Here is a 23,769-nt window from a genome sequence, read left to right on the forward strand (position 1 = left end):
CGGACCGCTTTATTGTTTTGCTTTTTTCTTGCCCTTATTGCGCAGCACATGCGCGTAATCCGCATTGTAAAGATCACTATCGCGAAATTCGACATCGCCGAAAACTTTACCAACCATAATAAGGGCCGTGCGTGTGATTTTATGCCTGCGCACTTCCTCTTTCATGCCCGCTAATGTGGTGCGAATGTAAAGCTCGTCCGGCCACGTTGCACGATAGGCAATGACCACCGGACAATCATCGCCGTAATAAGGCTCTAGTGAGCGGCGGATATAATCCAGATTTCTGATCGACAAATGAATTGCAAGCGTCGCTTTGGATTGTCCGAGAATCTCCAACTGTTCACCATCGGGCATCGCAGAAGCTTTCATGCCTGTGCGGGTTACGATAATTGTCTGAGCTATTTCAGGCAGCGTCAACTCGGTCTTCATTTTTGCGGCAGCACCGGCAAACGCAGGAACGCCCGGCACAACATCATAATCAATGCCAAGCACATCAAGCCGCCGCATCTGTTCTGCAACTGCGCCGTAAATTGCTGGATCACCGGAATGGACACGGGCAACATCATGGCCTGCATCATGTGCCTTTTTGATCTCTTCGATGATCTGATCAAGATGCATCGGCGCGGTGTCCATAACCAATGCGCCCTCTGGCGCCGCCTCAACGATTTCGGTCGGCACGAGAGAGCCCGCATAAAGACAAACAGGGCTATTTTGGATCAAACGCAATCCGCGAACCGTAATCAGATCCGGTGCGCCCGGCCCTGCACCAATAAAATAGACGGTCATCGCCCGCTCTCCATTTGTGTTGTGTCTTTGCCGCTATAACCGCGCGGTGTGTATACCCATGATTTGCCATCGCCGGTTTTCACAACGCGACTATCTGATGAACCGACAATAACGACCGTCAACATATCGACATCATCGACGTTGAGTTCGCCAAGCGGCACGATGCGAACCTTTTCGCCTTCACGCCCAAGATTGGTAGCCAGAATAACCGGCGATGTTGCGGGACGATGGTTCAGCAATTCATCACGCGCCCAAGCAAGCTGTGTGCGCCGCTTTTTTGAGACAGGATTATAAAAGGCAATTACGAAATCGCCCTCACCCGCCGCGCGAACGCGTCTTTGAATATCAGCCCACGGTGTCAAAAGGTCAGATAGCGAAATCGTACAGAAGTCGTGCCCCAGCGGCGCGCCGGATCGTGCAGCAGCACCCTGCAAAGCGGAAATTCCAGGTGAGCAAATAACTTCAATTCGCTGCGCAGCATCAGATATGCCGCCCTTATCGAAGAGCTCATAAATCAATGTCGCCATCGCATAGATGCCCGCATCGCCCGAACAGACAAGAGCAACATCCCTGCCCTCGCCAGCCAGTTCCATGGCATGGCGTACACGGTCCTCTTCTTTGCCAAGATCAAAATCATGGCGTTGTTTTCCATTGGCAAGCGGTCCAAGCAGATCAAGATAAAGCGAATAACCGACCAGATCTGTCGACTTCAAAATCATGCGGCTGACTTCCGGCGAGCGCCAAGCTTCTGATCCCGGACCAATACCGACGACATAAACTGTGCCCCGCGCCCTGCCCGCCAAAGCGGTAATGGGCTTTGCAGCACGGGCAATGGCACAGGTCGACTTCTTGGTTTTGGCTTTTGGAACAATCAACGCGCCATCAGCGCCAACCGATGCCAATGCAGCGCCTTCCGATACGCCGTGACATCCAACTTCAGCAAAAACAACATCGGACGGGTTTTGTAATCGTGGTGTTTCCGCTTCCAGCCTCGCCGCATCAAAGAAACGCGCAGGCACATTCAATGTGTCCGCCAGCGCTTGGACAGCCGCTTCATCCGATTTGACATCAATTGAAGCAATGCAAGCAATTGAATGCACCGAGAGACCGGCTTCGCTGACTTGTTGGCGAACTAGTGTCTCCAAATCACCGACAGGGCAGTCACGCTCGCAACCAACACCGACAACAATGTTTTTCGGGTGGTAAACCAACTCGCCCGCTTTGGACTGATATGCCTGGTCTGTGACGATAATCGACACATCGCCATCATCCGCAAAAGGCAGTGCACTTGCCGTTAACCAATCAGCCTCGCCCTCCAGCCTAACCTTTGCGCCTGCGACGATCGAGGCCATGACATCCTTTGCCGCTTCCGGATTGGCAAGCACGAACCCATCCGGTGGATTATCAAGCGCAACGCCGAATTTTACATCGCCAGCGGTTGTTACCGCTGCATATCCCTTCAGCGCTTCCGCAATATCGCGCGCCATATCATTGGCACCATGATGGCCGCCCAAAAGCGGCACAATGCTTGCGCCATCTTCCGATACAGCAAGCACCGGTGGTTCGCTCATTTTGTCATTGAGCACGGGCGCTAGAAGCCGGATTAAAGCGCCGGACGCCATGATCGCGATAATCGGCGTTCCATCCAAAAATAAAGCCTGAATATGCGCGCGCAAATCTTCGATGGGCGTAAAGTCAGGACCGGAAACACGTTTCTTCTGCGCGTGAATAACGACGCCTATTGATTTCGAAATTTTGCGCGCAACCGGTAGGGCAGCCTCGCTTAAAACAACAATGGCCGCTTGCTTAGTCATGGTTCGTCACATTCATTTTAGCAGTATCGATCCAAGGCTCTGCGCCTTTGTAAATCGTGATCATTGAAAAATAGGGAGCGCTCTCATCCGTCATATCAGCAAGAGGCATCGTGCGCTGTTCGCCAAGGCTGACACGCTCAAGATAAATGGCTTTATCCAGAAGGTTCAGCTCGTTGAGCAAATCTCGAATTCGCTTAAGGTGGCGGCCAACCTTCATAATAACGAGCGCGTCTGTAGCGTTGATACGCTCTGTCAGTTCATCATCCGGCAAAGGTCCCGGTAAAATTGTCAGCACATCATTGCGCGCGGCAAGTGGGATGCCGCTGACCGCAGCGCCCGTCATAATGGATGAGACACCGGGAACGACTTCGCAGTCATATTTGTCTGAAAGTCGCTCGTAAACATACATGAATGAGCCATAAAAGAACGGATCACCCTCGCACAGAACAATCACATCGCGGCCCGCATCCAAATGCGCCACTATGTTTTCAGAAGCCTCATCATATACTTGCGCGGCTGGAAAACGTTCAACGCGCATCGGTACGACAATCGGAATTTCAATCTGGTCTTTACGCAAACATCCTGCAACGATTGACCGTGCAAAGCTCTGACCACTATCAGGGGCCGGATAGGCAATGACTTGCGCACCCGTAATCAACCGCCATGCACGAAGGGTAATCAGGTCCGGTGCGCCAGGCCCAACGCCAACACCATAGAGTTTTCCGCTCATACGCCTTTGCTCCATGACCATTGTGTCACCGGCATGGAAGGCTTCCATCCGTGAAAGGCTCCGACATTTGCTGTGCTCTCCACCGAAATGCGCTGCAGCTCACCGCCATGTTTTGCGAAAGCTTCCAGCAATACGGCCTCGCTCTCAAGCGTGACGGCATGAGCAACCAAGCGGCCATAAGGCTTTAAGGCATTGATGGAAACGGCAATTGTCTCCATTGAAAGCCCGCCGCCGATAAACACGGCATCCGGCTCTTCAAGCCCCTCCAAAGCATCCGGCACTTGGCCATTCAATAATTCTAATTTAGGCGTGCCGAGCTGGACCGCGTTTTGCCGTGCCATTGCGCGGCGGTCTTCACGCGGCTCAAGACCGATAGCCTGCGCTTCGGGGGCGCCACGCATCCATTCAATCGCGATCGACCCGCACCCGCAGCCAATATCCCACAATAGAGCGCCACGTGTTGGCACCAGCTTGGATAGTGCCAGCGCCCGAACGGCACGTTTCGTCATTTTGCCATCGTGTACAAAAGCATCATCCGGCAGGCCGGTACGCGGCAATATTTGCGTGCCCGCCCCTGCAACACATTCAATAGCCAAGGTATGAAAGTCCGGAACATCATGTTTCCAGCTTTCCGCAACGCCATCAAACCGCATCTCATTCGGGCCGCCCAGAGCGGCAAGTACAGTCATTTTGGAAGCGCCATAACCGCGGTCAACAAGCAGTTCAGCAACGGTTTCAGGAGATGTCTTGTCCTTCGTTAGAACAATCAAACGCACACCGGGCGCAAAATAAGGAACAATCTGTTCTGCCGAACGGCCATGCACCGTCAGCGTTTCAACATCAGCCAAAGACCAGCCAAGCCGCGTTGCGGCCCATTGGAATGCGGACAGTTGCGGATAATAGGCAATCTCTGACGGCGCGATGGCGCGGCCAATCCGTGCGCCAACAGAATACCAGAGCGGATCACCGGTCACCAGAACAACAACGGCGCGCCCTTTGTACGACTTAATGGTATCAATCATCGCATTGAAAGGAGATGGCCACTTGATGCGGGTCGCATTGGGCGCATCTGCCAGTTTGTGATGACGGTCACCACCGATGATAATCTCGGCTTCGCTGATCAGTGTGCGCGCTTCTTTCGACAGACCTTCAACACCATCTTCACCGATACCAATAATATTCAACCAGACTTCGCTCATCAAAGACCGCCTTTCAATCCGGCAGCCAGCGCATTGAGCGTTGCCGAAGCCATGGCACTACCACCACGGCGACCACGCACAGCAATATATGGCACGCCGCGGCTATTTTCGATAAGCGCCTGTTTGCTCTCGACTGCGCCGACAAAGCCGACCGGCATACCAATGATCAGTGCAGGCTTTGCAGCGCCGGCATCGATCAATTCAAGCAGCCGGAATAAAGCCGTTGGCGCATTGCCGATAACGATGACTGCGCCGGAAAACTTGTCTTTCAACAAATCCATCGCAGCAGCACTGCGTGTGTTTTTCATTTCGCTGGCAAGACTACGTGTCGCCTCATCCGCGATCCGGCAAAGGACTTCATTGCCGTGCTTTAAATGGCGCTCAATGATGCCATGACGCACCATTTCAACATCGCAAATAATCGGCGCACCAGCTTCAATCGCCGCAATGCCAGCCTTCACTGCATCAGAGGAAAAAGCGACATCATCAACAATGTCGATCATCCCACATGAATGAATCAATCTGAGAGCAACCTTGCGCATATCCTTGGGAAGACTCGTTAAATCCGACTCGCGCTCAACTGTTGCAAATGATTGCCGGTAAATTTCAGCAGGGTCGCGAATATAGTCCATCCCGTCCGGTTGAACTTTGGGCGCGCGTACAATCCAGCCTTCTTCGCTTTCTACGGCGGCGCGATCGTTGCCTTTCAATTCATCGGGACATGAAAGGCAATACGCAAATTCATCCTGCGCGTCAGCTTCTGAAAAGGCTTGCGCCACCGTGCGCACCTGCGCGGCATCTTTGACTTCATCTTCGCCTTTTTGAACGGCAAAAAGGGACGGGTATATTTCTGCAATAACAACTTGCTTTGATAGATCATCGGCGAATCTGGTTTCAAATGGCCAAATGGCAATGTGATCCTTTAAGGCGAGATCTTCGCGTAAAGACTGCAAATGTTTAATACCGGTCATCGACTGCGCAGCGACGACACCGGCACCGGCCATTTGCCACAGTGATTTGGCACTTTTGTGCAAGCGCTCGATCCGTCGGAACTCACGGATCATACCAAAAATATGTGTCGGCTTTTTAGGAGCAAGGCCCGGATAGCGCTCTTTGTGTTGATGCGGATGTCCCCAAAACGGACCATCAACAACTCCCTCAAAAGCAGTTTGATTGAGAATGCCTGCCGTTTCATAGGTATTGGATTGATTATCGGCATTATCAGAAACAAGCGCCGACAAGCGTTCCCAAACGCTTTGCCAATCCGGCGCGCCGCCAATTCGCTCAGCAACGCCCTGCGGATATCCGAATGCAAAATCAAAACCGGCAAAAAGCCGCTTACGGGAAGCGAGACTGTCGGCTATGACTTCCCGCACAAGCGCCATCGCTTCAAACCGCGTTGCCAGATTGCGAACCCATTGCAATTCGGTGCCATCGCAAAGCGCAATCCAAATCGAGTCCGCCCCCGTTTTGGGCGCGTTTGCTGCGGACCAGTCCACGATCAAATATCGGTCAAAAAGCGCCACAGCAGATCGCTCAGTTCTTCTTCAATGTTCGCGGACCCAAAGGATGGTCGGCCTGCGGATACGGATGATGATGGTGATCGTCATGACTATGGGAGTGATCATGATGATGGTCGTGGCCATGGTGATGATCGTGCGTGTGATCATGGCTGTGGTCATGCGAATGGACAGGTGTCCACTCTAAACCGTGCTCGGCACAAAATGCTTCATCACGGCATGATGCATCGCAATCACCGTCACAAGGACAATCAGCCGGCGCACCGCCCACACCTTCCACATGGTGGTGGTGGCTTTCCTGCGCCAAACCGACTTCAGCTTCAAAGCCCAAAACCTGCTCGCGATATTTGCACATCTGGCAGTTCATATTATTGCTGCCTTCAATGATTTCACGCACACGCTCCACCATCGTATCGATCACCAGATCATGATCGTTTAAATATCCGGCTTTGATGAATTCGATATCCGGATGCTTTTCGGCGACAGCATCAGTCTGCGTGTAAATACGCTTAACCAACACGCCGGTAAAAAGAAAATACGGGAAAACGACGATGCGTTTATAACCAAGCTTTGCGACATGCTCGAGCGCAGGCTCAACCAGCGGAAACGTCACGCCGGAATAGGCAGTTTCGCCCCAAGCAAACCCCATACCTTCCCAAAGCATACGCATGACTTTGGCAACATTGGAATTAGCGTCCGGATCAGAAGCACCGCGGCCAACAACAACCAACATTGAATCGTGCAGGCTGTCGCCCTCTTTCCACCCTGAAGCAATAAGCGCTTCTTTAATCCGCGCACCGGCAGCGCGTATCATGCGCAAATCGATTCCAAGCTCGCGGCCATAATCGATGATGACATCGCGGTTTTGCGCCTGATAGGTATTAAGCACCGATGGAATATCGTTTTTCGCATGGCCGGCAGCAAACAACATGCCTGGCACAGCCAGAATGTGATTCACACCCTTGGCTTTAAGCGCATCAAGGCTTTTATGGATGACGGGGTTGGCGAACTCCAGATAGCCGTAGTCAACAGGCACTTGCGGAAAGCGTTCACGCATTCGCTCGGCAAGCTTTGCAAACTCACCAACAGCGTTCTGGTTACGGCTGCCATGACCACAAATCATGACACCGTATTTTTTGCCTTCAGGCGCGTTATCAAACATTGTTTGACTTGCCGAACTTTACGTAGAGAGCGGCAAGAATTGCAACGGCAATAATGGCACCAGCATAGAGAAGATGATGTCCATGGCCATCTTTGAATTCAACGTGGCCCGCATGTGCAAATGCGTTCGTTGCAAGAATGGAAAAAAGAAGTGTTGCGGAATTTCTAAGCATCATAAGTCCCTCAATTTGCTACAGGCATTACCAAGGGCACTTGCGTTCAATCAAGAACCAAGATCTTCAGTTCGGCAGCGTTCGTTTAAAGTCCCCGATCTGGGTCGACCTATTAACAAACCCCGTTCTGGCCATCATATAACAGCACCGCCGGTAATGGGTGCGAACCTAGGCACTAAAGCCCCATGGGTCAATCATAGAAACCCGAAGATGCAAAAGTTTTTGCTCAGCCTGGCACGTGGGATTTCAAATCAAATCCGAGCAAAGATGCCGTCCGCTCAATCAGCTTAACTTCCGATGCAACCAGCTCTCCGTCGGCTTCGGCAATTGCGATCATGTGATCAAGTAGCTTTTGCCGCCGTTCGAGGCTGAGTTCTTTAAACATTTCAGCCGATTGCGCGGCAGATGTTTCATAGGCCATCTCGGCAAGATATTTATATATGGCGTCGAGTGCAGAGGGCGTGACGCCGAATTCCTCCGCGCAAATACGCTTGAGCATGTCGATTTCGACTTCGCGAACAGTTCCGTCAGCTAAAATGATACGGAAGAGCAATAACAACTCCGCACTGAGCGCCGGATCACCGGCAACCAAACGAACATTTTTATCCGTTTCGATCATGGATTTCACTTTTGCAAAAAAGCTTTGTGGTTTGTCCGCACCCATTTAAGTCCTCCCAGCTCGGTCAGGGCAGTTTAGCACTTGCCAATGTGCACACACTATGATCATGGAACCGCATGTCAGCAAGTAATGAAATTATCATCCTCCTCATGTTTGCAGCGTTTTTCGCCGGCTTTATTGATTCCATTGCCGGTGGTGGAGGTCTTGTGACTGTGCCCGTCCTTCTGATTGCCGGTCTACCGCCACTTCAAGCGCTGGCGACCAACAAATTGCAAGGCCTGTTTGGTGCCGGTTCGGCAGCCTATACCTATGCCAAAGCCGGTCATGTGGACTTGAAAAAGCAGTTTATTCCTGCGGTCCTATCGGGGCTTGCTGCTTGTCTTGGCGCAGTGCTCATCACGCTGCTTCCATCCGATAATATCCGCCTGATCTTGCCTGTTCTGCTCATCGCCATAGCCCTGTTCTTCTGGTTCAAACCCGGCCTGGATGATGTTGACCGCGCACAGCGCATGACGCCATTGATTTTCATGGCAACCATCGTTCCGCTTATCGGTTTTTACGATGGCTTTTTTGGCCCCGGAACCGGTTCGTTTTTCATGCTTGCTTTTGTCACCCTGTCCGGCTTCGGTATTTTAAAAGCCACTGCGCACACTAAACTTTTAAATTTTGCATCCAATATTGGCGGTTTTCTTGTGTTGGCATTAGCAGGAGCCGTTGTCTGGAAACTTGGTCTCCTGATGGGAATTGCGCAATTTGCCGGTGCCCAGCTTGGTGCCAGACTGGCAATGAAACAGGGCGCGCGCATCATCAAACCGTTGCTCACGCTTACCTGCATCGCGTTGGCTGCAAAACTACTCTTTGACCAGTATTACTAACGTTTGCCGAAGGTTTTGCGCCTGCCGAATGTGGCAGCCTCATGGGTTTCGCGCGGCCCCATTCGCCGGTCCTTGACGCGCGGCAGCGGTGTCGGCTCGCTTGCCTTTTCCATGCGCTCACGCAGTGCATTCAAAATCGCCAAATCGATTGGATCGTTTTCGTTCAAACGTTGGCGTGACCGCTCTTCCTGATCTTTCTGATAGGAGTCTTCCTTCAACACAGAGTGCAAGCCGCCCTTGATACCAAACTGGGGTACATTGCGCGGAACAAGCAGATAGGAACCCATCGGGTTTGCAGGCTCCGGCGGCTGATGAAACACCTCAATGATCTCGCCTTCGTCGACACCGAAGGGCGATCCGTTGGCAGGAACACGATCGGCTTTAATCGCCCTATCGATAAACTGAATAGCGCGCTTGATCATCCAATCATAGGAAACCTGCGCTTCTTTAAAAATAACTGGTTTGGGCAACAGGTACTGCGAACCATTTGCCACCAGACCCACCGCATTTTTCTCATTGATGTAACCGTCACTTGAATAAAGATACGGACGTATGAAAAAGCTGGTCAGAGAAGCGCTCGCACCGGCCAGTTCAAATGTCTGCGGTGGAACAAGATGGTCACTGGGTAGCCAATGAAATGTACAAGCGGGATTATTACGATGCAAAGCATCGGCAATCCAATACGCAAGGCTCATGGCGCGCAGGGAATCTCTCGTTGAAATAAAATTGCCGGAAGCTTCATCATCGATAGCCGGCGCTATCTCATAGTCACGCAAGGCAGGATTACGTGTCACCGTCACAAAACTGTTGGCGCTATGGTTCGCAACGCGCTGTTCCGCATCCGGCATCATCATCTTTGTTATGGGTTGCGGCAAGCAACCGCCAAACCCTTCAATGGGCAACGCATTATCTTCTTGATGAATCGCAATCCGGTAATCACCAACCGTAAATACTGTTTGGCGGTTCTCATCCAAAATCATAAGGCAATCGCCGCGACATCCAATCTTTGCAGCGATGCTGGCGATTTCACCTTTAATTCTGTCAAGCGCCATTGGCGAGAAACGATTGTGCAGCAGCACACATTCGATCGAACTGATAGGCTGGATATCCATTTGCTTCCCCCTTGGGCTTAAGGGAAAAGTTTAAGCTGCGATTATTAAAATTTGAAAAATTCTATCGCGGGCACCAAAAGCCATTTGTTCACAATGGCTTATTTACCACTCAACGCCGATTTGCGCTTTAATGCCACTGCGGAAAGGATGTTTGACAAGTTCCATTTCTGTCACGAGGTCAGCAGCATCAATCAGCTCTTCTTTCGCATTGCGTCCGGTAAGAACCACATGCGTCATGTGTGGCTTATGCGCTTTTAAAAATGCGACAACGTCATTTATGTCGATATAATCATAGCGGATAGCAATGTTGATTTCATCGAGCAAAATCATGTGATTGCTCTCGTCCAATATCTCTTCTTTGGCCTTTGCCCACGCCGCCTGCGCCATTTCAATATCGCGCGACTTGTCCTGCGTTTCCCACGTAAAGCCTTCGCCCATGGTGTGAAAGCTGCAAACATCGCCGAATTTATCCAAAATGAGATCACGCTCGCCGGTCGACATTCCCCCTTTGATAAACTGAACGACTGAGCACTTCCGGCCATGCGCAATATTACGGAAAATCATGCCGAAGGCCGCAGTGGATTTGCCTTTTCCTTTGCCGGTATGAACGATGACAAGACCTTTTTCATCAGTCTTGGTCGCCATGATTTTGTCCCGTGCGGCTTTTTTCTTGGCCATTTTCGCATTGTGTTTTGCAACATCATCAGCAACAGGCTTATGCTCTTCACTCATATCAGGCTCCCACTATCTCGTCTAAATCAAATTTGGCTGAATTACTGCGCGGCGTCCATAGGCCACGGTCAATTGCTTCATTAAGGCGTTCTGCCATCTCATGCAGCGCATCGGGATTTTTAGCTGCAATGAATTCGCGCACAGCCTCATCGCCTAAAAATGCAGCGTAAACAGCATCGAAATGATGGTCTTTAACCGCGCCGGTTGTTGCCGCAAACGCAAACATATAATCGACCGTCGCCGCCATTTCGAATGCGCCCTTATAACCGTGACGCATCACGCCCGCGATCCATTTCGGATTGACGACGCGCGCGCGAACCACGCGCCCGATTTCATCTTGCAATGTACGAATGACCGGCCGCTCGGGGCGCGAATGATCATTATGGTAGATGGTCGGCTGCTCGCCTTTAAGCTGCTCCACCGCTGCGCTCATCCCGCCTTCAAACTGATAGTAATCATCGGAATCAAGCAAATCATGTTCACGGTTATCTTGATTTTGTACAACCGCTTCGACGCTTTTCAAACGCGTCTCGAAAATTCCGCGTGCGCCCTCACCTTCTGCTTTCGCCCCATAGGCATAAGAGCCCCAGACCATATAGGCTTCGGCAAGATCAGCCTTGTCGGTCCAGCCTCTTTCATCAATCAGCGCTTGCAGCCCCGCACCATAAGCGCCTGGTTTTGAACCAAAAACCCGAAAGCCGGATTGCGCTTTCGCTGCCGCCAAATCCATTCCCTTACCGGTGAGAGCAGTACACTCTTTGGCCATGCGCGTGGCAATCGGATTGTCCGTTTCATCCTCCTCAAGCGCACCTATTGCACGTACCGCTTTATCAAAGAGCGCAATCTGATCCGGAAAGGCATCGCGGAAAAAGCCGGATATACGCAAAGTCACGTCAACACGCGGGCGTCCAAGCGCTGACGTTGGAACAATCTCGAAACCGGTAACGCGCCGCGATACACCATCCCAAATCGGCTTGGCACCAATGAGCGCAAGCGCCTGCGCAATATCGTCGCCGCCGGTACGCATATTGGACGTGCCCCATGCAGTTAGCGCAAAGCTCGTCGGCCACTCACCATTGTCCTGCATATAGCGGACAATCAGAAGTTCGGCGGACTTCTTACCAAGCGCCCAAGCGGTTTCGGTAGGAACTGCGCGGGTATCAACGGAATAAAAATTCCGGCCTGTCGGCAAAACATCGGGCCGGCCACGCGTCGGCGCTCCTGATGGCCCCGGTTCAACAAACTGCCCGTTCATAGCCGTTAAAATGCCATCCAGTTCCGCCTGCCCGCATATTTCAACAGACGGCCTGATACGCGCATTGATCTCGCCAAGCACATGTTTAGTATTCTGCCATTGATCCTTGCAGGCAATTTCACCGCTAACCAATTGCGCTGCAAATAGCTCGATGCGTTCAATTGCATCGCCGTTCGTGCGCCAAACATCATCGCAAATATCGAGCAAAATTTGCGGCCTCGGCCCGTCCCAAGCTTCAGCAGGATTACAATCCAAAGGATCAAATCCGAGGGCAAAGTCAATCGCAATTGCCCGTTGAAGACTTGCGTCTTTTCCCTCACCGGCACCACGCGGCACGCGGGCCAGCGCCACGGTCAGATCATTCAAAAGACGCCCTTCCGGCACCTTGCCGAAAACATGCAAACCGTCACGGATCTGCATCTCTTTGAGATCACATAAATAAGCATCGAGTTTTTCAAGCGCGGCATCATCGCGGTCCTGCTTGTCGATGCCCGCATCATAATCAAGACCAATATCGCGCACCAGTTCGAGTATGTTCTTCTTCAGCAGTTTTAACCGGCGCGGATCATTACCGGCTGCATCGTAATATTCATCAACCAGCGCTTCTAAATCTTTTAGAGGACCGTAAGTTTCAGCGCGGGTGAGCGGCGGTGTCAAATGGTCAATAATGACAGCCGACATACGCCGCTTCGCCTGCGTTCCCTCACCCGGATCATTGACGATAAACGGATAAATATGTGGCAGCGGACCGAATACAGCTTCGGGATAACAGGTCTCGGATAGCGCCAAGGCTTTGCCCGGCAGCCATTCCAAATTGCCATGTTTACCCATGTGAACAACGGCATGGGCACCATAGATTTCGCGCAAATAAATATAAAACGCCAGATAGCCGTGCGGCGGCACAAGATCCGGCGAGTGATAGCTTTCTTTAGGATCAATATTGTACCCGCGCGCCGGCTGAATGCCGACCAGTGTCTTGCCAAACCGCGCCAGAGGCAGTGCAAATTTTCCATCGGTGAAGAATGGATCGTTTTCCGGCGCGCCCCAGCGCGCATGAACTTCATCTTGAATCTGAACGGGAAGTTTTTCAAATACTGCCTTGTATTGATTCAAGGAAATTGTTTCGCGAATTTCCCTTGCATCAATTGCGGCATTTGTCGGTCCTGCCTTTAAGTGATCAATCAGCGCATCACCGTCAGGTGGTACATCCCCGACATTATACCCCGCATCGCGCATAGCACGCAAAACTTCGACAGTGCCGGCAGGCGTATCAAGGCCGACACCATTGGCAAGCCTGCCATCACGATTCGGGTAGTTGGCCAGCACAATGGCAATGTGTTTTTCTGCGTTGCGGCTGCGCTTGAGACGTGCCCATTTTTCTGCGAGATCAGCGACAAAATTAACGCGGTCATCAACGGGCCTGTGTGTAACAATATTGCACTCGACCCGCTCGTTAAAGCGATCAGCCGACTTGAATGAAATCGCACGCGACAATACGCGACCATCGACTTCCGGCAAAGCGACATTCATCGCCAGATCACGTGAATTGAGCCCTTGGTCGGACGCCCGCCAAGTTGCCTCATCAGAACTTGAAAGCACAATTTGCAGCACCGGTGCGCCTGTCGATTCCAGCGCTGTTTTTTTGCGGTCAGCACCGGGTGTCGACACCGCAAATCCGGTCGCGTTCAATACAACATCCGGCGCATGTTTTTCAAACAACTGCGAAACAGTCGCAACACTCACATCGTCTTTAAGGCTGGAGATATAGATTGGCAGCGGACGCACACCACGCGCTTGCAATGCCTTGCATAGCGCATGAATGGGCGCAGTTTGTCCTGATTGCAGCAAAGCACGGTAAAAGATAATCGCGGCAGTCGGCTGACCTTTTTCGCCAGAATAAAGATCACCGAACAAACCTGCTTTGAGAAGCGGGCGCGCCTCCTCATCAATCGGTCGTCCGTCCACGACCGATTGGCAAGCATCCAGAAAGCTTTGCGCATTTGATGCTCCGCCCTGCACCAAAAACTGCCACAACGCCCAATAATCGGAGGGCGACACAGTGGACAATTGCGCAAGCTCAGCGTCCGGTTTGTCATCACCGGGCAAGAGCGCAATGTTAACACCATGCTGCTGCGCCGCCATCAGCAGCGCTTCAACGCCATAATTCCAATAGGCTTTTCCGCCTAACAGACGCGCGACAATCAACTTGGCTTTGTTGCCAGTGCGCTCCATCCACGTGTCAATCGACATCGGATGCTTGAGCTGAAGCATATTGGCGAGCCGGAGATTATCGCATTTTACGGCATCGGCGGCCGCCGCAAGACTGGCAAGTTCGGTATCGGCAGATGACAGGACGCAAATATCAGCAGGCGATTGACCAAGATCAATCGCCTCCCCGTCACCGTCCGTCAGCGACCCTTTTTGCGCCAGCAATAAATGCATATTGGCTTAAGCCGCCGCTTTGATTTGTTCAGCGATTGCGGTTTGATCCAGATCATGCAGGCCAATCACGACTAGGCGTGATGACGGCTTTTCACCGGCCTGCCAGGCCCGGTCAAAATAAGTCTCAATCCGCTGCCCGACCGCCTGAACGACCAGCCGCATTGGTTTGCCTGGCACCGCACAAAAGCCTTTCAGACGGAGTACATCGTGATCCGCAATGATGGATTTCAGCCCTGCAATAAACTTGTCTGTATCGGCAATTTCGCCTGTCTCAACGATGAAACTTTCAAACTCGTCATGATCGTGCTCATGGCCGTCAGCATGGTGCAGTTCATGATGGGATTTGCGATTAACAATGTCGTCTTCTGTCGCCGCGCCCATGCCAAGCAGCACTTCAATCGGCAGATCACCATGTTTCGCGGATATAATTTTCAAAGTCCGGTCTGTCTGGCTTTGAACATTGGTTTTCACAGCCGCAAGACGTTTCGTATCGATCAAATCTGTCTTGTTGAGGACAACCATATCGGCGGCGCGGATTTGATCCTCGAACAATTCTTCCAACGGGCTTTCATGGTCAAGCTCTTCATCGGCGGCGCGTTGCGCATCCAGCTTGTCGTGATCATGCGCGAAACGCCCTTCAGACACGGCAGCGGCGTCAATGACAGTCACAACGCCGTCAACGGTGACCTGTGTTTTAATTTCAGGCCAGTTAAATGCGGCCACCAATGGCTGCGGCAATGCCAGGCCGGAAGTTTCAATAATAATATGATCAGGGCGGTTTTCGCGCTCTAACAGTTTTTCCATCGTTGGAATGAAGTCGTCGGCTACCGTACAGCAAATACAGCCATTATTCAGTTCAACAATGTCATCTTCCGTGCAGGTCTCATCACCACAGCCTTTCAGAACATCGCCATCAACGCCCAGATCACCAAATTCGTTGATGATAAGCGCAATGCGTTTGCCTTTTGCGTTTTGCAGCAAATTGCGGATCATCGTTGTCTTGCCTGCACCCAAAAAGCCGGTAATCACCGTGGCAGGAATTTTTGCATTGAGCATGGTTTAACCCTTCATTTTCAGCGGCAGTCCCGCTGCGATAAAATAAACTTCATCCGCCATAGCGGCTATTTCCTGGTGTAGTCGTCCTGCATGATCACGAAACGCACGTGCCATGTCGTTTTCAGGCACAATGCCTAACCCCACCTCATTGCTGACTAGCACAACCGGCGCTTTCATGTCCTGCAACACGGCACACAAGCTTTGTGAACGCGCTGCAATATCGGCCTTAGCCATCATAAGGTTGGTGACCCACAAAGTGAGGCAATCCACGAGAATGATGTGGCTTTCATCATCTGCTGCGGTCAATGCAGATTCCAGATCATCCGGTGCTTCAATATTAGTCCAAATAGACGAGCGCCGTTCTTTATGGGTGTTGATGCGCGCGCGCATTTCATCATCCCAGGCTTGCGACGTTGCAATGTAATAAGGAGAAAGGCCGCTTTCCAATACGTGATTTTCAGCAAATGTAGACTTACCGGACCGCGCACCGCCCAAAACAAGCATGGTGCTGCTTTTGGTTTTTATTTCGGAGACTGTACTCATCGTCGGTTCATCTCGTTGCGTTTAAGCAAGCGCATTGAACGAACCTAAAAGCGGGTGCTTGCTCTGCGCAAATAAACCGCATCTGGCCCGATACAGGACGCCCGCCCTATCAGATCAATCGCAAAGGCAGGTCTCCTGGCTCATGGTTTGTCCGGCACATCTACCTTCCCGGGCTATTCCAGTGGTGTCTTGTTAAAGACGCGGTGTGCTAACCATTCTACAGTCGCGGGGTCGGCCGTGATAAAGGTGCCCGATTTGGGTTCACCCGTCACATTCCCTTTTCATCCAAAAACACATCTGGGTTTTCAGAATCATTGCGGGCCGACATTAGGTCTTTGTTGCAAGCAACGTCAATCAAATTGAATCGTATCAGACAGATTTTTGCTCAAAGGATTTTGCGACGTCCAGAATTGCATCAATATCCAGCAATTTTTCCAAACGTTCTGCCAGTTCATCAAGCGTCTTTTCAATAGCGGCCAAATGATCACCGCCAGCAGACGCTACTCCAAAGCTTTCAAGCCAAGCGCGCCTAAATACGCCACTGTCGAAAAAGCCATGCAGATAGGTACCCATGACTTTACTATCAGCACTCATCGCCCCGTCCGGCCGGCCATCGATCATGCTGGTCGGACGCTGACAATCAGGGCCGGTCGTTTCACCAATGTGAATTTCATAACCATTGAACGGCACGTCAAATAGCGGGCTATGAGCGCTTACATTGCGCACATTCTTTTTTGCCTGCATGACCGTTTCAATATTCAAAAGACCGAGACCATCAACGACGCTGGCGGAACCTTCAATACCATCAGGGTCCGCAATTCTCCGGCCAAGCATTTGATACCCGCCACAAATGCCAATGATATGACCGCCGCGCTTGGCATGGGCATGTAATTGTTCATCCCAGCCATTGGCGCGCAGACAAGCCAAGTCGGAAATCGTGGATTTAGAGCCAGGCAGAATAACAATCTGCGCCTCGGCAGGAATCAAATCACCCTTGCGGATAAAACTGACATCCACATCATCTTCGGCAATCAGCGGGTCGAAATCATCAAAATTGGAGATCCTATCGGTTACCAGCACCGCAATTTGGAGCGACTTGCCGGATGCTGCCCGCACCAAAGTTTCCAACGCCATGGAATCTTCCGCAGGCAGCTTTCCTGCCTCTTCCAGCCAAGGCACGACACCGAAGTTCCGCCATCCGGTAAAATCAGTAATTGCAGTCAGGCCATCATCAAACAATGAAACATCGCCGCGAAATTTGTTGATCAAAAACCCTGCGATCATCGCGCGGTCCTGATCAGGTAAAATTGTGTGTGTGCCCACAAGCGATGCAATCACCCCGCCCCGATCAACATCGCCAACCAAAACAACAGGCACTTGGGCACGGGTTGCAAACCCCATATTGGCAATATCGCCTGCCCGTAAATTGATTTCGGCGGGCGAACCGGCACCCTCAACAACAACAATGTCGGCTTGCTGTTTGAGTGTGTTAAAGCTGTCTAAAACAGCATCAAGCAATTTGGGTTTTAGTTTTTGATAATCTCGCCCCTTTGCATTGCCGGTAACTTTGCCATGTACGACAACCTGGCTGCCGACTTCGGATTGCGGTTTTAAAAGAACCGGATTCATATGAATACTAGGCGCAACGCCACATGCCAGAGCCTGCAGCCATTGGGCACGTCCGATTTCACCGCCATCATCGGCAACTGCGGCATTGTTCGACATATTTTGCGGCTTGAACGGAAGCACATTCATGCCGCGGTTTTTCAAAGCACGGCAAAGACCGGCGACCAATACGGTCTTGCCGACATCCGAGCCTGTTCCCTGCAACATGATAGAAAGTGTCATGCCAGTCGCGTAGCCCAATTTAGAGCGACCGAAAAGGCAAATATTTGCCGACCTAAAAGAAGATTATCGCTGACTATTACTTTAAAGAGGCGATTGGATAAATAAAAACCGCATTGCAACCATGTGTTGCAATGCGGTTAGTACTCAAAACGTGCCACAAATACGCGTGGCGAAAATACTCTCCGGTACGCAGTACCTGATCCGGAGCAGGCTGTTTGAAACGCCTTGCCTAACATTCATAAACACACATCGTTACCACGAGGTTATTGAGACCTTAAGCAAGTCTAAATTTCGAACTTTTTTTGAGTTTTTTTGTTTACATTTGTTAACGAACTTCACCATGTCGGTCACGTTTTGTAATTCTTGCATTGATATTGTGCGGCAAGTGCTCAATGCTGCTGGAAACCAGAGGAGCATGAATGATCACCTTCACGGCGATAAATCCGATATTGCGCAAAAGCTGTATTTTTGTTGCCCTAGCGTCACTTGTTGGATGCGTGAGCACAAGCCCTGCCATCAAAACAAGTTTCTACACTGTGAACGGATTAACAGGCGCACAAATCGACCGTGAGCTTCGCGCCAAGGGGCCATTGGACGGCCATGCCTTGGCCTCCGCGGCCATCAGTTTTGAACCGGTTTCAGTATTGCAAGAATCGTCCAAAGACGGGTGCCGGTTCAAGACGGCAAAATTCCGCGTAAAGGCCAATCTTACACTACCACGCTGGGCAGAAAGACGCTCATCAAAAGATCAGAATCTGCGCCGCGCATGGGACGGGCTTTCAAAATACGCAAAGCTTCATGAAGAAATGCACGTTAAAATTGCAGAGCAGTACGCCAAGCAAATGGGCGACAGCCTGATGGATCTGCCGACACATAAAACATGCGAGAAATTGGATAAGGTGGCTGAAAAAGCATTTAAGGGCTTGCTACGCGATCATGATCGCGCACAAAGACGCTTTGATGCGATTGAACAAAAACGTCTGGCAGCGCTTTTCGCAGAATAGTCAGGGCTATTTCTTGGGTTTCTGCAATCTTTTATAGTTTGCGCGGACACGTTTGGCCATCGGCTCTATGCCGGCGTCTGATATCTTTTGGAATGACTTGGATGCTGCGTGGATCGTTAGCAACTCACCGCGCATAGTCGTGGCAACCAGCGAACCCCACGCCGAAATCAATTCAGCTTGCGTTGCATGAATACCTTCCACGAAGGCATCTGTTTTTTCTGATAGCGCCAATGCACCTTCGCCGCCACGTCTGCTGTTTGCAGAAATCCAAGGGGTTGCAATTTCATAAGCCAGCGCTGGCATCCGCATGGCAATCACCCACGGCGCAAGCATTGCAATATCCATGCCGGAAGAACGGCCTGTTCCATATATGTTAAAAAAGCTGGCAGGCGTAAACATCGTGATCTCCGATCGTAGGAGTCACAAATAATATTGCAGCGCAGCAAAATCAAGCTCAATGCGCTGCAACGCAGCAATTAAATATTCCTAGCTAAGATCAGCCAGTGCACCGGCAAGCGCTGCTTTAACCCGCTCGGCAGCCATATCAATATGCTCCCGCGTCCAGATAAGCGGCGGCGACATAATCATTGTGTCACCCACTGCACGCATCATGATATTATTGGCAATAGCATGATCCCGCACAGCCGTTGCACCTGCACCGGATGGCTCATGACGTGATTTGCTCGCCTTATCCTTGACGATTTCAATTGCAATCAAAAAGCCCTTGCCGCGAACTTCGCCAACCAAGGGATGATCGCCAATCGCTGCCTCAATGCTACTCAAAAGGTAATCACCGGTTTCATTGCGCACTCGGTCAATCATACCTTCGCGCTCAATAATCTCCAGATTGCGAAGTCCGACAGCACAGGCAACCGGATGCGCGGAATATGTATAACCGTGATAGAATTCACCGCCTTTTTCAACCAGTGTTTTGGCAACACGGTCGCCCACAATCAGAGCAGACAGTGGCATATAGCCCGATGTTAGACCTTTTGCCGTTGTAATTGTATCGGCTTTGATATTCATGGATTGCGCCGCAAACCACTCGCCGGTGCGGCCATATCCTGTGATAACCTCATCCAGCATCAACAGCACATCATATTTTTCACAAATCCGCTGAATTTCCGGCCAATAGCTTGCCGGTGGAATTTTAACACCGCCAGCACCCTGGATCGGCTCCGCAATAAATGCGGCTACATTTTCCGGACCGGCTTCGACAATGGCATCTTCAACGGCTTTTGCCGCGCGCAGTCCAAATTCTTCTTCTGTCTCGCCCTCTTCCGCAAGACCATAATAATAAGGACACATCACATGTTTGATGTTCGGCACCGCACCGTTAAGCTGTTCGTGCATGGCTGACATGCCGCCCAATGATGTCGCCGCAACAGTAGAGCCGTGATAAGCATTATCGCGTGAGATAATAATGTTTTTCTCCGGCTTGCCTTCAAGAACCCAGAAATGACGTACCAGACGTAGCGCGGTGTCATTGGCTTCAGAACCGGATGAACCGAAAAACACCTGATTCATATTGTCAGGCGCAAGTGAGGCAATTTTTTCGGCAAGTAAAACCGGCGTTGGCGTCGTACATTTGAAGAATGAATTATAATAAGGCAATTCGCGCATCTGTTCTGCGGCAACATCTGCCAGCTCATCATATCCATAGCCGATATTAACGCACCAAAGACCTGCCATCGCATCAAGGATTTCGTTGCCTTCGCTGTCGTAGATAAACGGACCTTTAGCGTGCGTGACTATGCGGCTGCCGGCATCACGCAGCTCTTTATGATCGGTAAACGGATGCAGGTGATGCCCGGCATCCATCTTTTGAAGTTGTTCGGTCGAAAAATTTTGAAAAGTCATGATCAGTTCCTGAAATAAAAGAAAATATTGGATTCAGGAGACACGCGGCGGCGAATAGCCAATTCGCGCACAGAGCAAAAGAAGCTCGGCATGGCGTGACAGTGATGTTGTTTTCAATCTCATTTCATAAGCCTATCAGAGCAGCCAAACTTGGCAATCGTGAAATAGCAAAGGACTGCAAATCATTTTTGAAAAACTATGATCATTTTTGAAATTGATCATCCGGATTTGAAATCTGCGCAGCACAGACACCCGAAAACCACCATCTATGCCCTATCGAATATTAAAACACGAAAGGGACATAAAATGATTGACCTTAAGAAAAACAAAACTGCCATCGCAGCGGTTGCGCTTATTGCGGCAATGCAAATGGGCATCACAACCGCAAGCGCAGAAATTAATGCACCTAAAGACAAGCCAGCAACTGTAGAACTGGATAATCAGGCAACCGGCAGCATCCAGACCTGTGACCCGTTTGCGTCTAACGCCGACATTATCTGCCGCATCACGAAGGGAAATCCCAACCCACAATTCCCAAGTGCCCCCACCGGCAATTTCGGTATTTAGACGCCATAGTCAGCGGTGCTCTTTCAAAACGAGCGCCGCTGATATATCTGAATTCGCATGACGATTATCGAACTCATCGAAAGCTCTATGAGAGGCGGCGCAGCCGCTCTTTGCGTAGCTTTGATTATACAACTGCTCGGCAGACGCCCCGTCAGCGCTGCTGCCGCATTCGGCAGCTTGTTTCTGGCTGGCGCGGGAATCTATTCGGTCGTCGCATTACCGATTGTGCGTGAGGCACTCGGACTTTACATCATCCCGTTCAAATTGCTCGGCATGTTATCGCCCGCATTTTTCTGGCTATTTATCGAAGCGATACATGACGATAATTTCAAGTGGCGCTGGTATAAGTCAGTTCCGCTCATACTGATCGGCACACTTTATCTTATTTGTATTCCTTTTCCTGCCGTCTCCACCTATGCGAAAACATTACAGGTGATCATCGTCGCCCTGCTTATGGGGTGGACCATTCATAAGGTCCGCTGCTGTTACCGCGATGATCTTGTTGCTTCGCGGCGCCATTTTGGTCGGACAATGCGCGTTCTTGTGCCGCTTATCGGTGCTGCGATTATCGGTATCGAAATTCTGGAGACAATCGAAATACAACATGCCGTCGCGCGCCTTGCTGTTGCGGGCGCGATTTTAGGCACCGGGATCATATTGGTCATATCTGTTTTGACATTGCGTCAGTCATTGCTGCCAGTTGCAGCATCCCCGCAAAACCTTACCATGAATGCCGAAGATTTAAGCGCGGCCGACCGCATCGACCTTGGCCGCCTGCGTGATCTGATGGAAGAAGGCGCATTTATGCATTCTGGCCTTTCTATTGGTCAGTTGGCCAGCCAGATGAACATTCCAGAGCACAGACTGCGCAGGCTGATAAACAACGGCCTCGGCTACAGAAACTTTGCCGCCTTTATCAATGATCACCGGATTGCCGAAGCCAAGCGCCGCCTTGCAGAACCAAGCTTTGCACGTGAGCAGATTACCGGTCTTGCCTATGATTTAGGCTATACCTCACTGGCACCTTTCAACCGTGCATTCCGCGAAAGAACAGGGCAAAGTCCGACGGAATTTAGAGAACAGAGCCTGACGCAAAGCGCATGACGATCTAACAGGCACCATCCATTTTCAGCAAAGGAACTCGAACATATGGCGTTAAAACGGTTTGCAACAGAGTTTGGTATGGGCGTTGATCTGCGCGGGCAGGATTACACAAAAGCGGCAATACGCGCCGTAAAGGATGCGCTTTACCGCAATTCTCTCACCGTTGCCCACGCACTTGATAAAGATCCATCCGAGATGGTTGTCAAATGTGTAATCGGCGTTGCAAAGCCGGATCAGGTTGACACAGCAGAAGTGGCAAAAACCTTTCCCTATGGCGATATCACAGTAACGGCAGAAGTTGGCGGCCTCGATCAGGGTAAACCTGATACCGGCGGCACCACAACAATTGCAGTTGCCGCAATACAAGTCTGGCTGGACATTTGATCACTTTCTTTACGTTTGACAATTGAGTGATATTAGGTCTATTGCCGCTTCAGGCTTGAGGTGCCTGCCGCTCACTGAAAATGGTGAAACCTCTTTGAGTTAAGTTCTGCATCCCGTTTATTGCGGTCATGTGGCAATGTGAGCCCCGCTTCAAAGACCGCCTCAACGGAGGCAAGAATGCGCTCGAATAATCACACCACTACACCGCGCAAAAATGCGCGCACGCGAATTGCGTGTTGTCCAATCAAAGTCCGGTCAACAACTTTCGCATAGCCAAGCGCTTGAACAGGTTGCAAAGGAGCTTGGTTACAGAAACTGGAACACCGCTGCCGCCCTGCTCTCGAACTATCCGGATATTTCCATTCAGGTCGGCGATCATGTGCACGGCACCTATCTCAAACAGCCCTTTACCGGCCGCGTTCTATCGGTAACCGAACAGGGCGGCGGCGCTTATCTGCGCGTGACGCTGGATTTGGATGAAGCCGTAGATGTTGTTACCTTTGATAGTTTTTCTGCGTTTAGAAAACGCATTAACGGTCAAATCGACAACAAGGGCGATTCACCGGCAAAAACCAGTGACGGCGAACCGCATCTTTCCATTCTCGGGCATGTGCATAACTAAAATAATCGCGCGTCACATATGGGAAAGCACATTTAAAATCATACCGCTGGGGTCTCGGACATAAAATCGTCTGACACCCCAGTCCTCGTCTGTAATGTCATAGACAATGTCTGCGCCCAGTTTCAGCGCTTTCTCATACACCCGGTCAACATTGTCGACTTCAATAGAAACAGATGGCACAGCCGTTCCCGAACCGCCCTGCGAAGCTACGCTGATTTGCGGTGTGGTCGCTTCTTTCGAAGCCAGACTAACAATCCAACCGTGATCCATGACAATATCGAGATCAAACAATGATTGATAAAACCGCGCCGCTTCGACAGGATCATTGTGCGTAAAATTAGGTACGATACGTTTTACAACCAT

23 protein-coding genes and 1 riboswitch are annotated in these 23,769 nt (G+C 51.0%); of the genes, 6 read left to right on the forward strand and 17 right to left on the reverse strand.

What is annotated here, in order from left to right:
* Nucleotides 1-9 precede the first annotated feature (9 nt).
* The 8 genes from cobM to SU32_RS00435 form a co-directional block, all read right to left on the reverse strand.
* On the reverse strand, nucleotides 10-786 hold the full coding sequence (gene cobM / locus SU32_RS00400; RefSeq protein WP_053997340.1) for a precorrin-4 C(11)-methyltransferase: 777 nt from the start codon (nucleotides 784-786) through the stop codon (nucleotides 10-12).
* Entirely contained in the window at nucleotides 783-2,600 is a 1,818-nt protein-coding gene (gene cobJ, locus SU32_RS00405) for a precorrin-3B C(17)-methyltransferase (RefSeq protein WP_053997341.1), read from the reverse strand. Before cobJ ends, cobM begins: the two co-directional genes overlap by 4 nt.
* Entirely contained in the window at nucleotides 2,593-3,330 is a 738-nt protein-coding gene (gene cobI, locus SU32_RS00410; RefSeq protein WP_053997342.1) for a precorrin-2 C(20)-methyltransferase, read from the reverse strand. Before cobI ends, cobJ begins: the two co-directional genes overlap by 8 nt.
* Nucleotides 3,327-4,529: a bifunctional cobalt-precorrin-7 (C(5))-methyltransferase/cobalt-precorrin-6B (C(15))-methyltransferase gene (locus SU32_RS00415; protein ID WP_053997343.1), complete on the reverse strand. Its 1,203-nt coding sequence runs from the start codon at nucleotides 4,527-4,529 to the stop codon at nucleotides 3,327-3,329. Before SU32_RS00415 ends, cobI begins: the two co-directional genes overlap by 4 nt.
* On the reverse strand, nucleotides 4,529-5,161 hold the full coding sequence (locus SU32_RS17470; RefSeq protein WP_053997548.1) for a precorrin-8X methylmutase: 633 nt from the start codon (nucleotides 5,159-5,161) through the stop codon (nucleotides 4,529-4,531). The genes SU32_RS00415 and SU32_RS17470 overlap by 1 nt, the downstream gene beginning before the upstream one ends.
* A 904-nt stretch (nucleotides 5,162-6,065) precedes the next feature.
* On the reverse strand, nucleotides 6,066-7,211 hold the full coding sequence (locus SU32_RS00425) for a sirohydrochlorin chelatase (protein WP_053997344.1): 1,146 nt from the start codon (nucleotides 7,209-7,211) through the stop codon (nucleotides 6,066-6,068).
* Nucleotides 7,204-7,386, reverse strand: coding sequence for a DUF6732 family protein (locus tag SU32_RS00430; protein ID WP_053997345.1), 183 nt, complete (start codon nucleotides 7,384-7,386; stop codon nucleotides 7,204-7,206). The genes SU32_RS00425 and SU32_RS00430 overlap by 8 nt, the downstream gene beginning before the upstream one ends.
* Before the next feature lie 223 nt (nucleotides 7,387-7,609).
* Nucleotides 7,610-8,047, reverse strand: coding sequence for a tellurite resistance TerB family protein (locus tag SU32_RS00435; protein WP_053997346.1), 438 nt, complete (start codon nucleotides 8,045-8,047; stop codon nucleotides 7,610-7,612).
* A 71-nt stretch (nucleotides 8,048-8,118) separates the two neighbouring features.
* Between SU32_RS00435 and SU32_RS00440 the strand changes: the two genes are divergently transcribed.
* On the forward strand, nucleotides 8,119-8,877 hold the full coding sequence (locus SU32_RS00440; RefSeq protein ID WP_053997347.1) for a TSUP family transporter: 759 nt from the start codon (nucleotides 8,119-8,121) through the stop codon (nucleotides 8,875-8,877).
* Here the strand turns inward: SU32_RS00440 and SU32_RS00445 are convergent.
* From SU32_RS00445 to SU32_RS00470, 6 genes are all read right to left on the reverse strand, one after another.
* Nucleotides 8,874-9,989: a hypothetical protein gene (locus tag SU32_RS00445; protein ID WP_053997348.1), complete on the reverse strand. Its 1,116-nt coding sequence runs from the start codon at nucleotides 9,987-9,989 to the stop codon at nucleotides 8,874-8,876. The two genes, SU32_RS00440 and SU32_RS00445, sit on opposite strands and share 4 nt — an antisense overlap.
* 102 nt (nucleotides 9,990-10,091) lie before the next feature.
* Entirely contained in the window at nucleotides 10,092-10,721 is a 630-nt protein-coding gene (cobO, locus tag SU32_RS00450; protein ID WP_053997349.1) for a cob(I)yrinic acid a,c-diamide adenosyltransferase, read from the reverse strand.
* Nucleotide 10,722: 1 nt separating this feature from the next.
* The gene (cobN, locus tag SU32_RS00455; protein ID WP_053997350.1) at nucleotides 10,723-14,418 is read right to left on the reverse strand and encodes a cobaltochelatase subunit CobN; all 3,696 of its coding nucleotides are present in this window, start codon (nucleotides 14,416-14,418) and stop codon (nucleotides 10,723-10,725) included.
* Between the two features lie 6 nt (nucleotides 14,419-14,424).
* Nucleotides 14,425-15,474 carry a cobalamin biosynthesis protein CobW gene (gene cobW, locus SU32_RS00460; RefSeq protein WP_053997351.1) on the reverse strand — a complete coding sequence of 350 codons (1,050 nt, stop codon included), beginning with the start codon at nucleotides 15,472-15,474 and terminating at the stop codon, nucleotides 14,425-14,427.
* 3 nt (nucleotides 15,475-15,477) lie between these two features.
* Entirely contained in the window at nucleotides 15,478-16,017 is a 540-nt protein-coding gene (cobU, locus tag SU32_RS00465) for a bifunctional adenosylcobinamide kinase/adenosylcobinamide-phosphate guanylyltransferase (protein WP_053997352.1), read from the reverse strand.
* 108 nt (nucleotides 16,018-16,125) lie between these two features.
* Nucleotides 16,126-16,348: riboswitch (cobalamin riboswitch) on the reverse strand.
* A gap of 38 nt (nucleotides 16,349-16,386) precedes the next feature.
* Entirely contained in the window at nucleotides 16,387-17,865 is a 1,479-nt protein-coding gene (locus SU32_RS00470) for a cobyric acid synthase (protein WP_053997549.1), read from the reverse strand.
* Between the two features lie 419 nt (nucleotides 17,866-18,284).
* Here SU32_RS00470 and SU32_RS00475 point away from each other — a divergent pair, with 419 nt between their 5' ends.
* Entirely contained in the window at nucleotides 18,285-18,869 is a 585-nt protein-coding gene (locus tag SU32_RS00475) for a DUF922 domain-containing protein (RefSeq protein ID WP_053997353.1), read from the forward strand.
* A 6-nt stretch (nucleotides 18,870-18,875) separates the two neighbouring features.
* On the opposite strand, the gene SU32_RS00480 is transcribed toward SU32_RS00475, so the two are convergent.
* Nucleotides 18,876-19,268 (reverse strand): hypothetical protein, encoded by a 393-nt coding sequence (locus SU32_RS00480; RefSeq protein ID WP_053997354.1) that lies wholly within the window; start codon nucleotides 19,266-19,268, stop codon nucleotides 18,876-18,878.
* Between the two features lie 87 nt (nucleotides 19,269-19,355).
* Nucleotides 19,356-20,729 (reverse strand): aspartate aminotransferase family protein, encoded by a 1,374-nt coding sequence (locus SU32_RS00485; protein ID WP_053997355.1) that lies wholly within the window; start codon nucleotides 20,727-20,729, stop codon nucleotides 19,356-19,358.
* Nucleotides 20,730-20,927: 198 nt separating this feature from the next.
* Between SU32_RS00485 and SU32_RS00490 the strand changes: the two genes are divergently transcribed.
* The 4 genes from SU32_RS00490 to SU32_RS00505 all read left to right on the forward strand — a co-directional run bounded on the left by SU32_RS00490 (nucleotide 20,928) and on the right by SU32_RS00505 (nucleotide 23,406).
* A complete protein-coding gene (locus tag SU32_RS00490; protein WP_053997356.1) occupies nucleotides 20,928-21,296 on the forward strand; it encodes a hypothetical protein in 369 nt (122 codons plus the stop codon).
* A gap of 57 nt (nucleotides 21,297-21,353) precedes the next feature.
* The gene (locus SU32_RS00495; RefSeq protein WP_053997357.1) at nucleotides 21,354-22,400 is read left to right on the forward strand and encodes a helix-turn-helix domain-containing protein; all 1,047 of its coding nucleotides are present in this window, start codon (nucleotides 21,354-21,356) and stop codon (nucleotides 22,398-22,400) included.
* A gap of 45 nt (nucleotides 22,401-22,445) precedes the next feature.
* Nucleotides 22,446-22,784, forward strand: coding sequence for a Lin0512 family protein (locus SU32_RS00500; RefSeq protein WP_053997358.1), 339 nt, complete (start codon nucleotides 22,446-22,448; stop codon nucleotides 22,782-22,784).
* Nucleotides 22,785-22,998: 214 nt separating this feature from the next.
* A complete protein-coding gene (locus tag SU32_RS00505; protein WP_053997359.1) occupies nucleotides 22,999-23,406 on the forward strand; it encodes a glyoxalase superfamily protein in 408 nt (135 codons plus the stop codon).
* A 12-nt stretch (nucleotides 23,407-23,418) separates the two neighbouring features.
* Here the strand turns inward: SU32_RS00505 and SU32_RS00510 are convergent, their stop codons facing one another.
* Nucleotides 23,419-23,769, reverse strand: coding sequence for a VOC family protein (locus tag SU32_RS00510; protein ID WP_053997360.1), 351 nt, complete (start codon nucleotides 23,767-23,769; stop codon nucleotides 23,419-23,421).

Source organism: Ahrensia marina, from assembly GCF_001293565.1.
GTDB classification, from domain to species: domain Bacteria; phylum Pseudomonadota; class Alphaproteobacteria; order Rhizobiales; family Rhizobiaceae; genus Ahrensia; species Ahrensia marina.

Bases quoted from the DNA above. Each gene is read 5' to 3' on its own strand.
- cobM (WP_053997340.1), bottom strand. From the start codon at position 786: ATGACCGTCTATTTTATTGGTGCAGGGCCGGGCGCACCGGATCTGATT.
- cobJ (WP_053997341.1), bottom strand. From the start codon at position 2,600: ATGACTAAGCAAGCGGCCATTGTTGTTTTAAGCGAGGCTGCCCTACCG.
- cobI (WP_053997342.1), bottom strand. From the start codon at position 3,330: ATGAGCGGAAAACTCTATGGTGTTGGCGTTGGGCCTGGCGCACCGGAC.
- SU32_RS00415 (WP_053997343.1), bottom strand. From the start codon at position 4,529: ATGAGCGAAGTCTGGTTGAATATTATTGGTATCGGTGAAGATGGTGTT.
- SU32_RS17470 (WP_053997548.1), bottom strand. From the start codon at position 5,161: ATGGACTATATTCGCGACCCTGCTGAAATTTACCGGCAATCATTTGCA.
- SU32_RS00425 (WP_053997344.1), bottom strand. From the start codon at position 7,211: ATGTTTGATAACGCGCCTGAAGGCAAAAAATACGGTGTCATGATTTGT.
- SU32_RS00430 (WP_053997345.1), bottom strand. From the start codon at position 7,386: ATGATGCTTAGAAATTCCGCAACACTTCTTTTTTCCATTCTTGCAACG.
- SU32_RS00435 (WP_053997346.1), bottom strand. From the start codon at position 8,047: ATGGGTGCGGACAAACCACAAAGCTTTTTTGCAAAAGTGAAATCCATG.
- SU32_RS00440 (WP_053997347.1), top strand. From the start codon at position 8,119: ATGTCAGCAAGTAATGAAATTATCATCCTCCTCATGTTTGCAGCGTTT.
- SU32_RS00445 (WP_053997348.1), bottom strand. From the start codon at position 9,989: ATGGATATCCAGCCTATCAGTTCGATCGAATGTGTGCTGCTGCACAAT.
- cobO (WP_053997349.1), bottom strand. From the start codon at position 10,721: ATGAGTGAAGAGCATAAGCCTGTTGCTGATGATGTTGCAAAACACAAT.
- cobN (WP_053997350.1), bottom strand. From the start codon at position 14,418: ATGCATTTATTGCTGGCGCAAAAAGGGTCGCTGACGGACGGTGACGGG.
- cobW (WP_053997351.1), bottom strand. From the start codon at position 15,474: ATGCTCAATGCAAAAATTCCTGCCACGGTGATTACCGGCTTTTTGGGT.
- cobU (WP_053997352.1), bottom strand. From the start codon at position 16,017: ATGAGTACAGTCTCCGAAATAAAAACCAAAAGCAGCACCATGCTTGTT.
- SU32_RS00470 (WP_053997549.1), bottom strand. From the start codon at position 17,865: ATGACACTTTCTATCATGTTGCAGGGAACAGGCTCGGATGTCGGCAAG.
- SU32_RS00475 (WP_053997353.1), top strand. From the start codon at position 18,285: ATGATCACCTTCACGGCGATAAATCCGATATTGCGCAAAAGCTGTATT.
- SU32_RS00480 (WP_053997354.1), bottom strand. From the start codon at position 19,268: ATGTTTACGCCTGCCAGCTTTTTTAACATATATGGAACAGGCCGTTCT.
- SU32_RS00485 (WP_053997355.1), bottom strand. From the start codon at position 20,729: ATGACTTTTCAAAATTTTTCGACCGAACAACTTCAAAAGATGGATGCC.
- SU32_RS00490 (WP_053997356.1), top strand. From the start codon at position 20,928: ATGATCATTTTTGAAATTGATCATCCGGATTTGAAATCTGCGCAGCAC.
- SU32_RS00495 (WP_053997357.1), top strand. From the start codon at position 21,354: ATGACGATTATCGAACTCATCGAAAGCTCTATGAGAGGCGGCGCAGCC.
- SU32_RS00500 (WP_053997358.1), top strand. From the start codon at position 22,446: ATGGCGTTAAAACGGTTTGCAACAGAGTTTGGTATGGGCGTTGATCTG.
- SU32_RS00505 (WP_053997359.1), top strand. From the start codon at position 22,999: ATGCGCGCACGCGAATTGCGTGTTGTCCAATCAAAGTCCGGTCAACAA.
- SU32_RS00510 (WP_053997360.1), bottom strand. From the start codon at position 23,769: ATGGTTGTAAAACGTATCGTACCTAATTTTACGCACAATGATCCTGTC.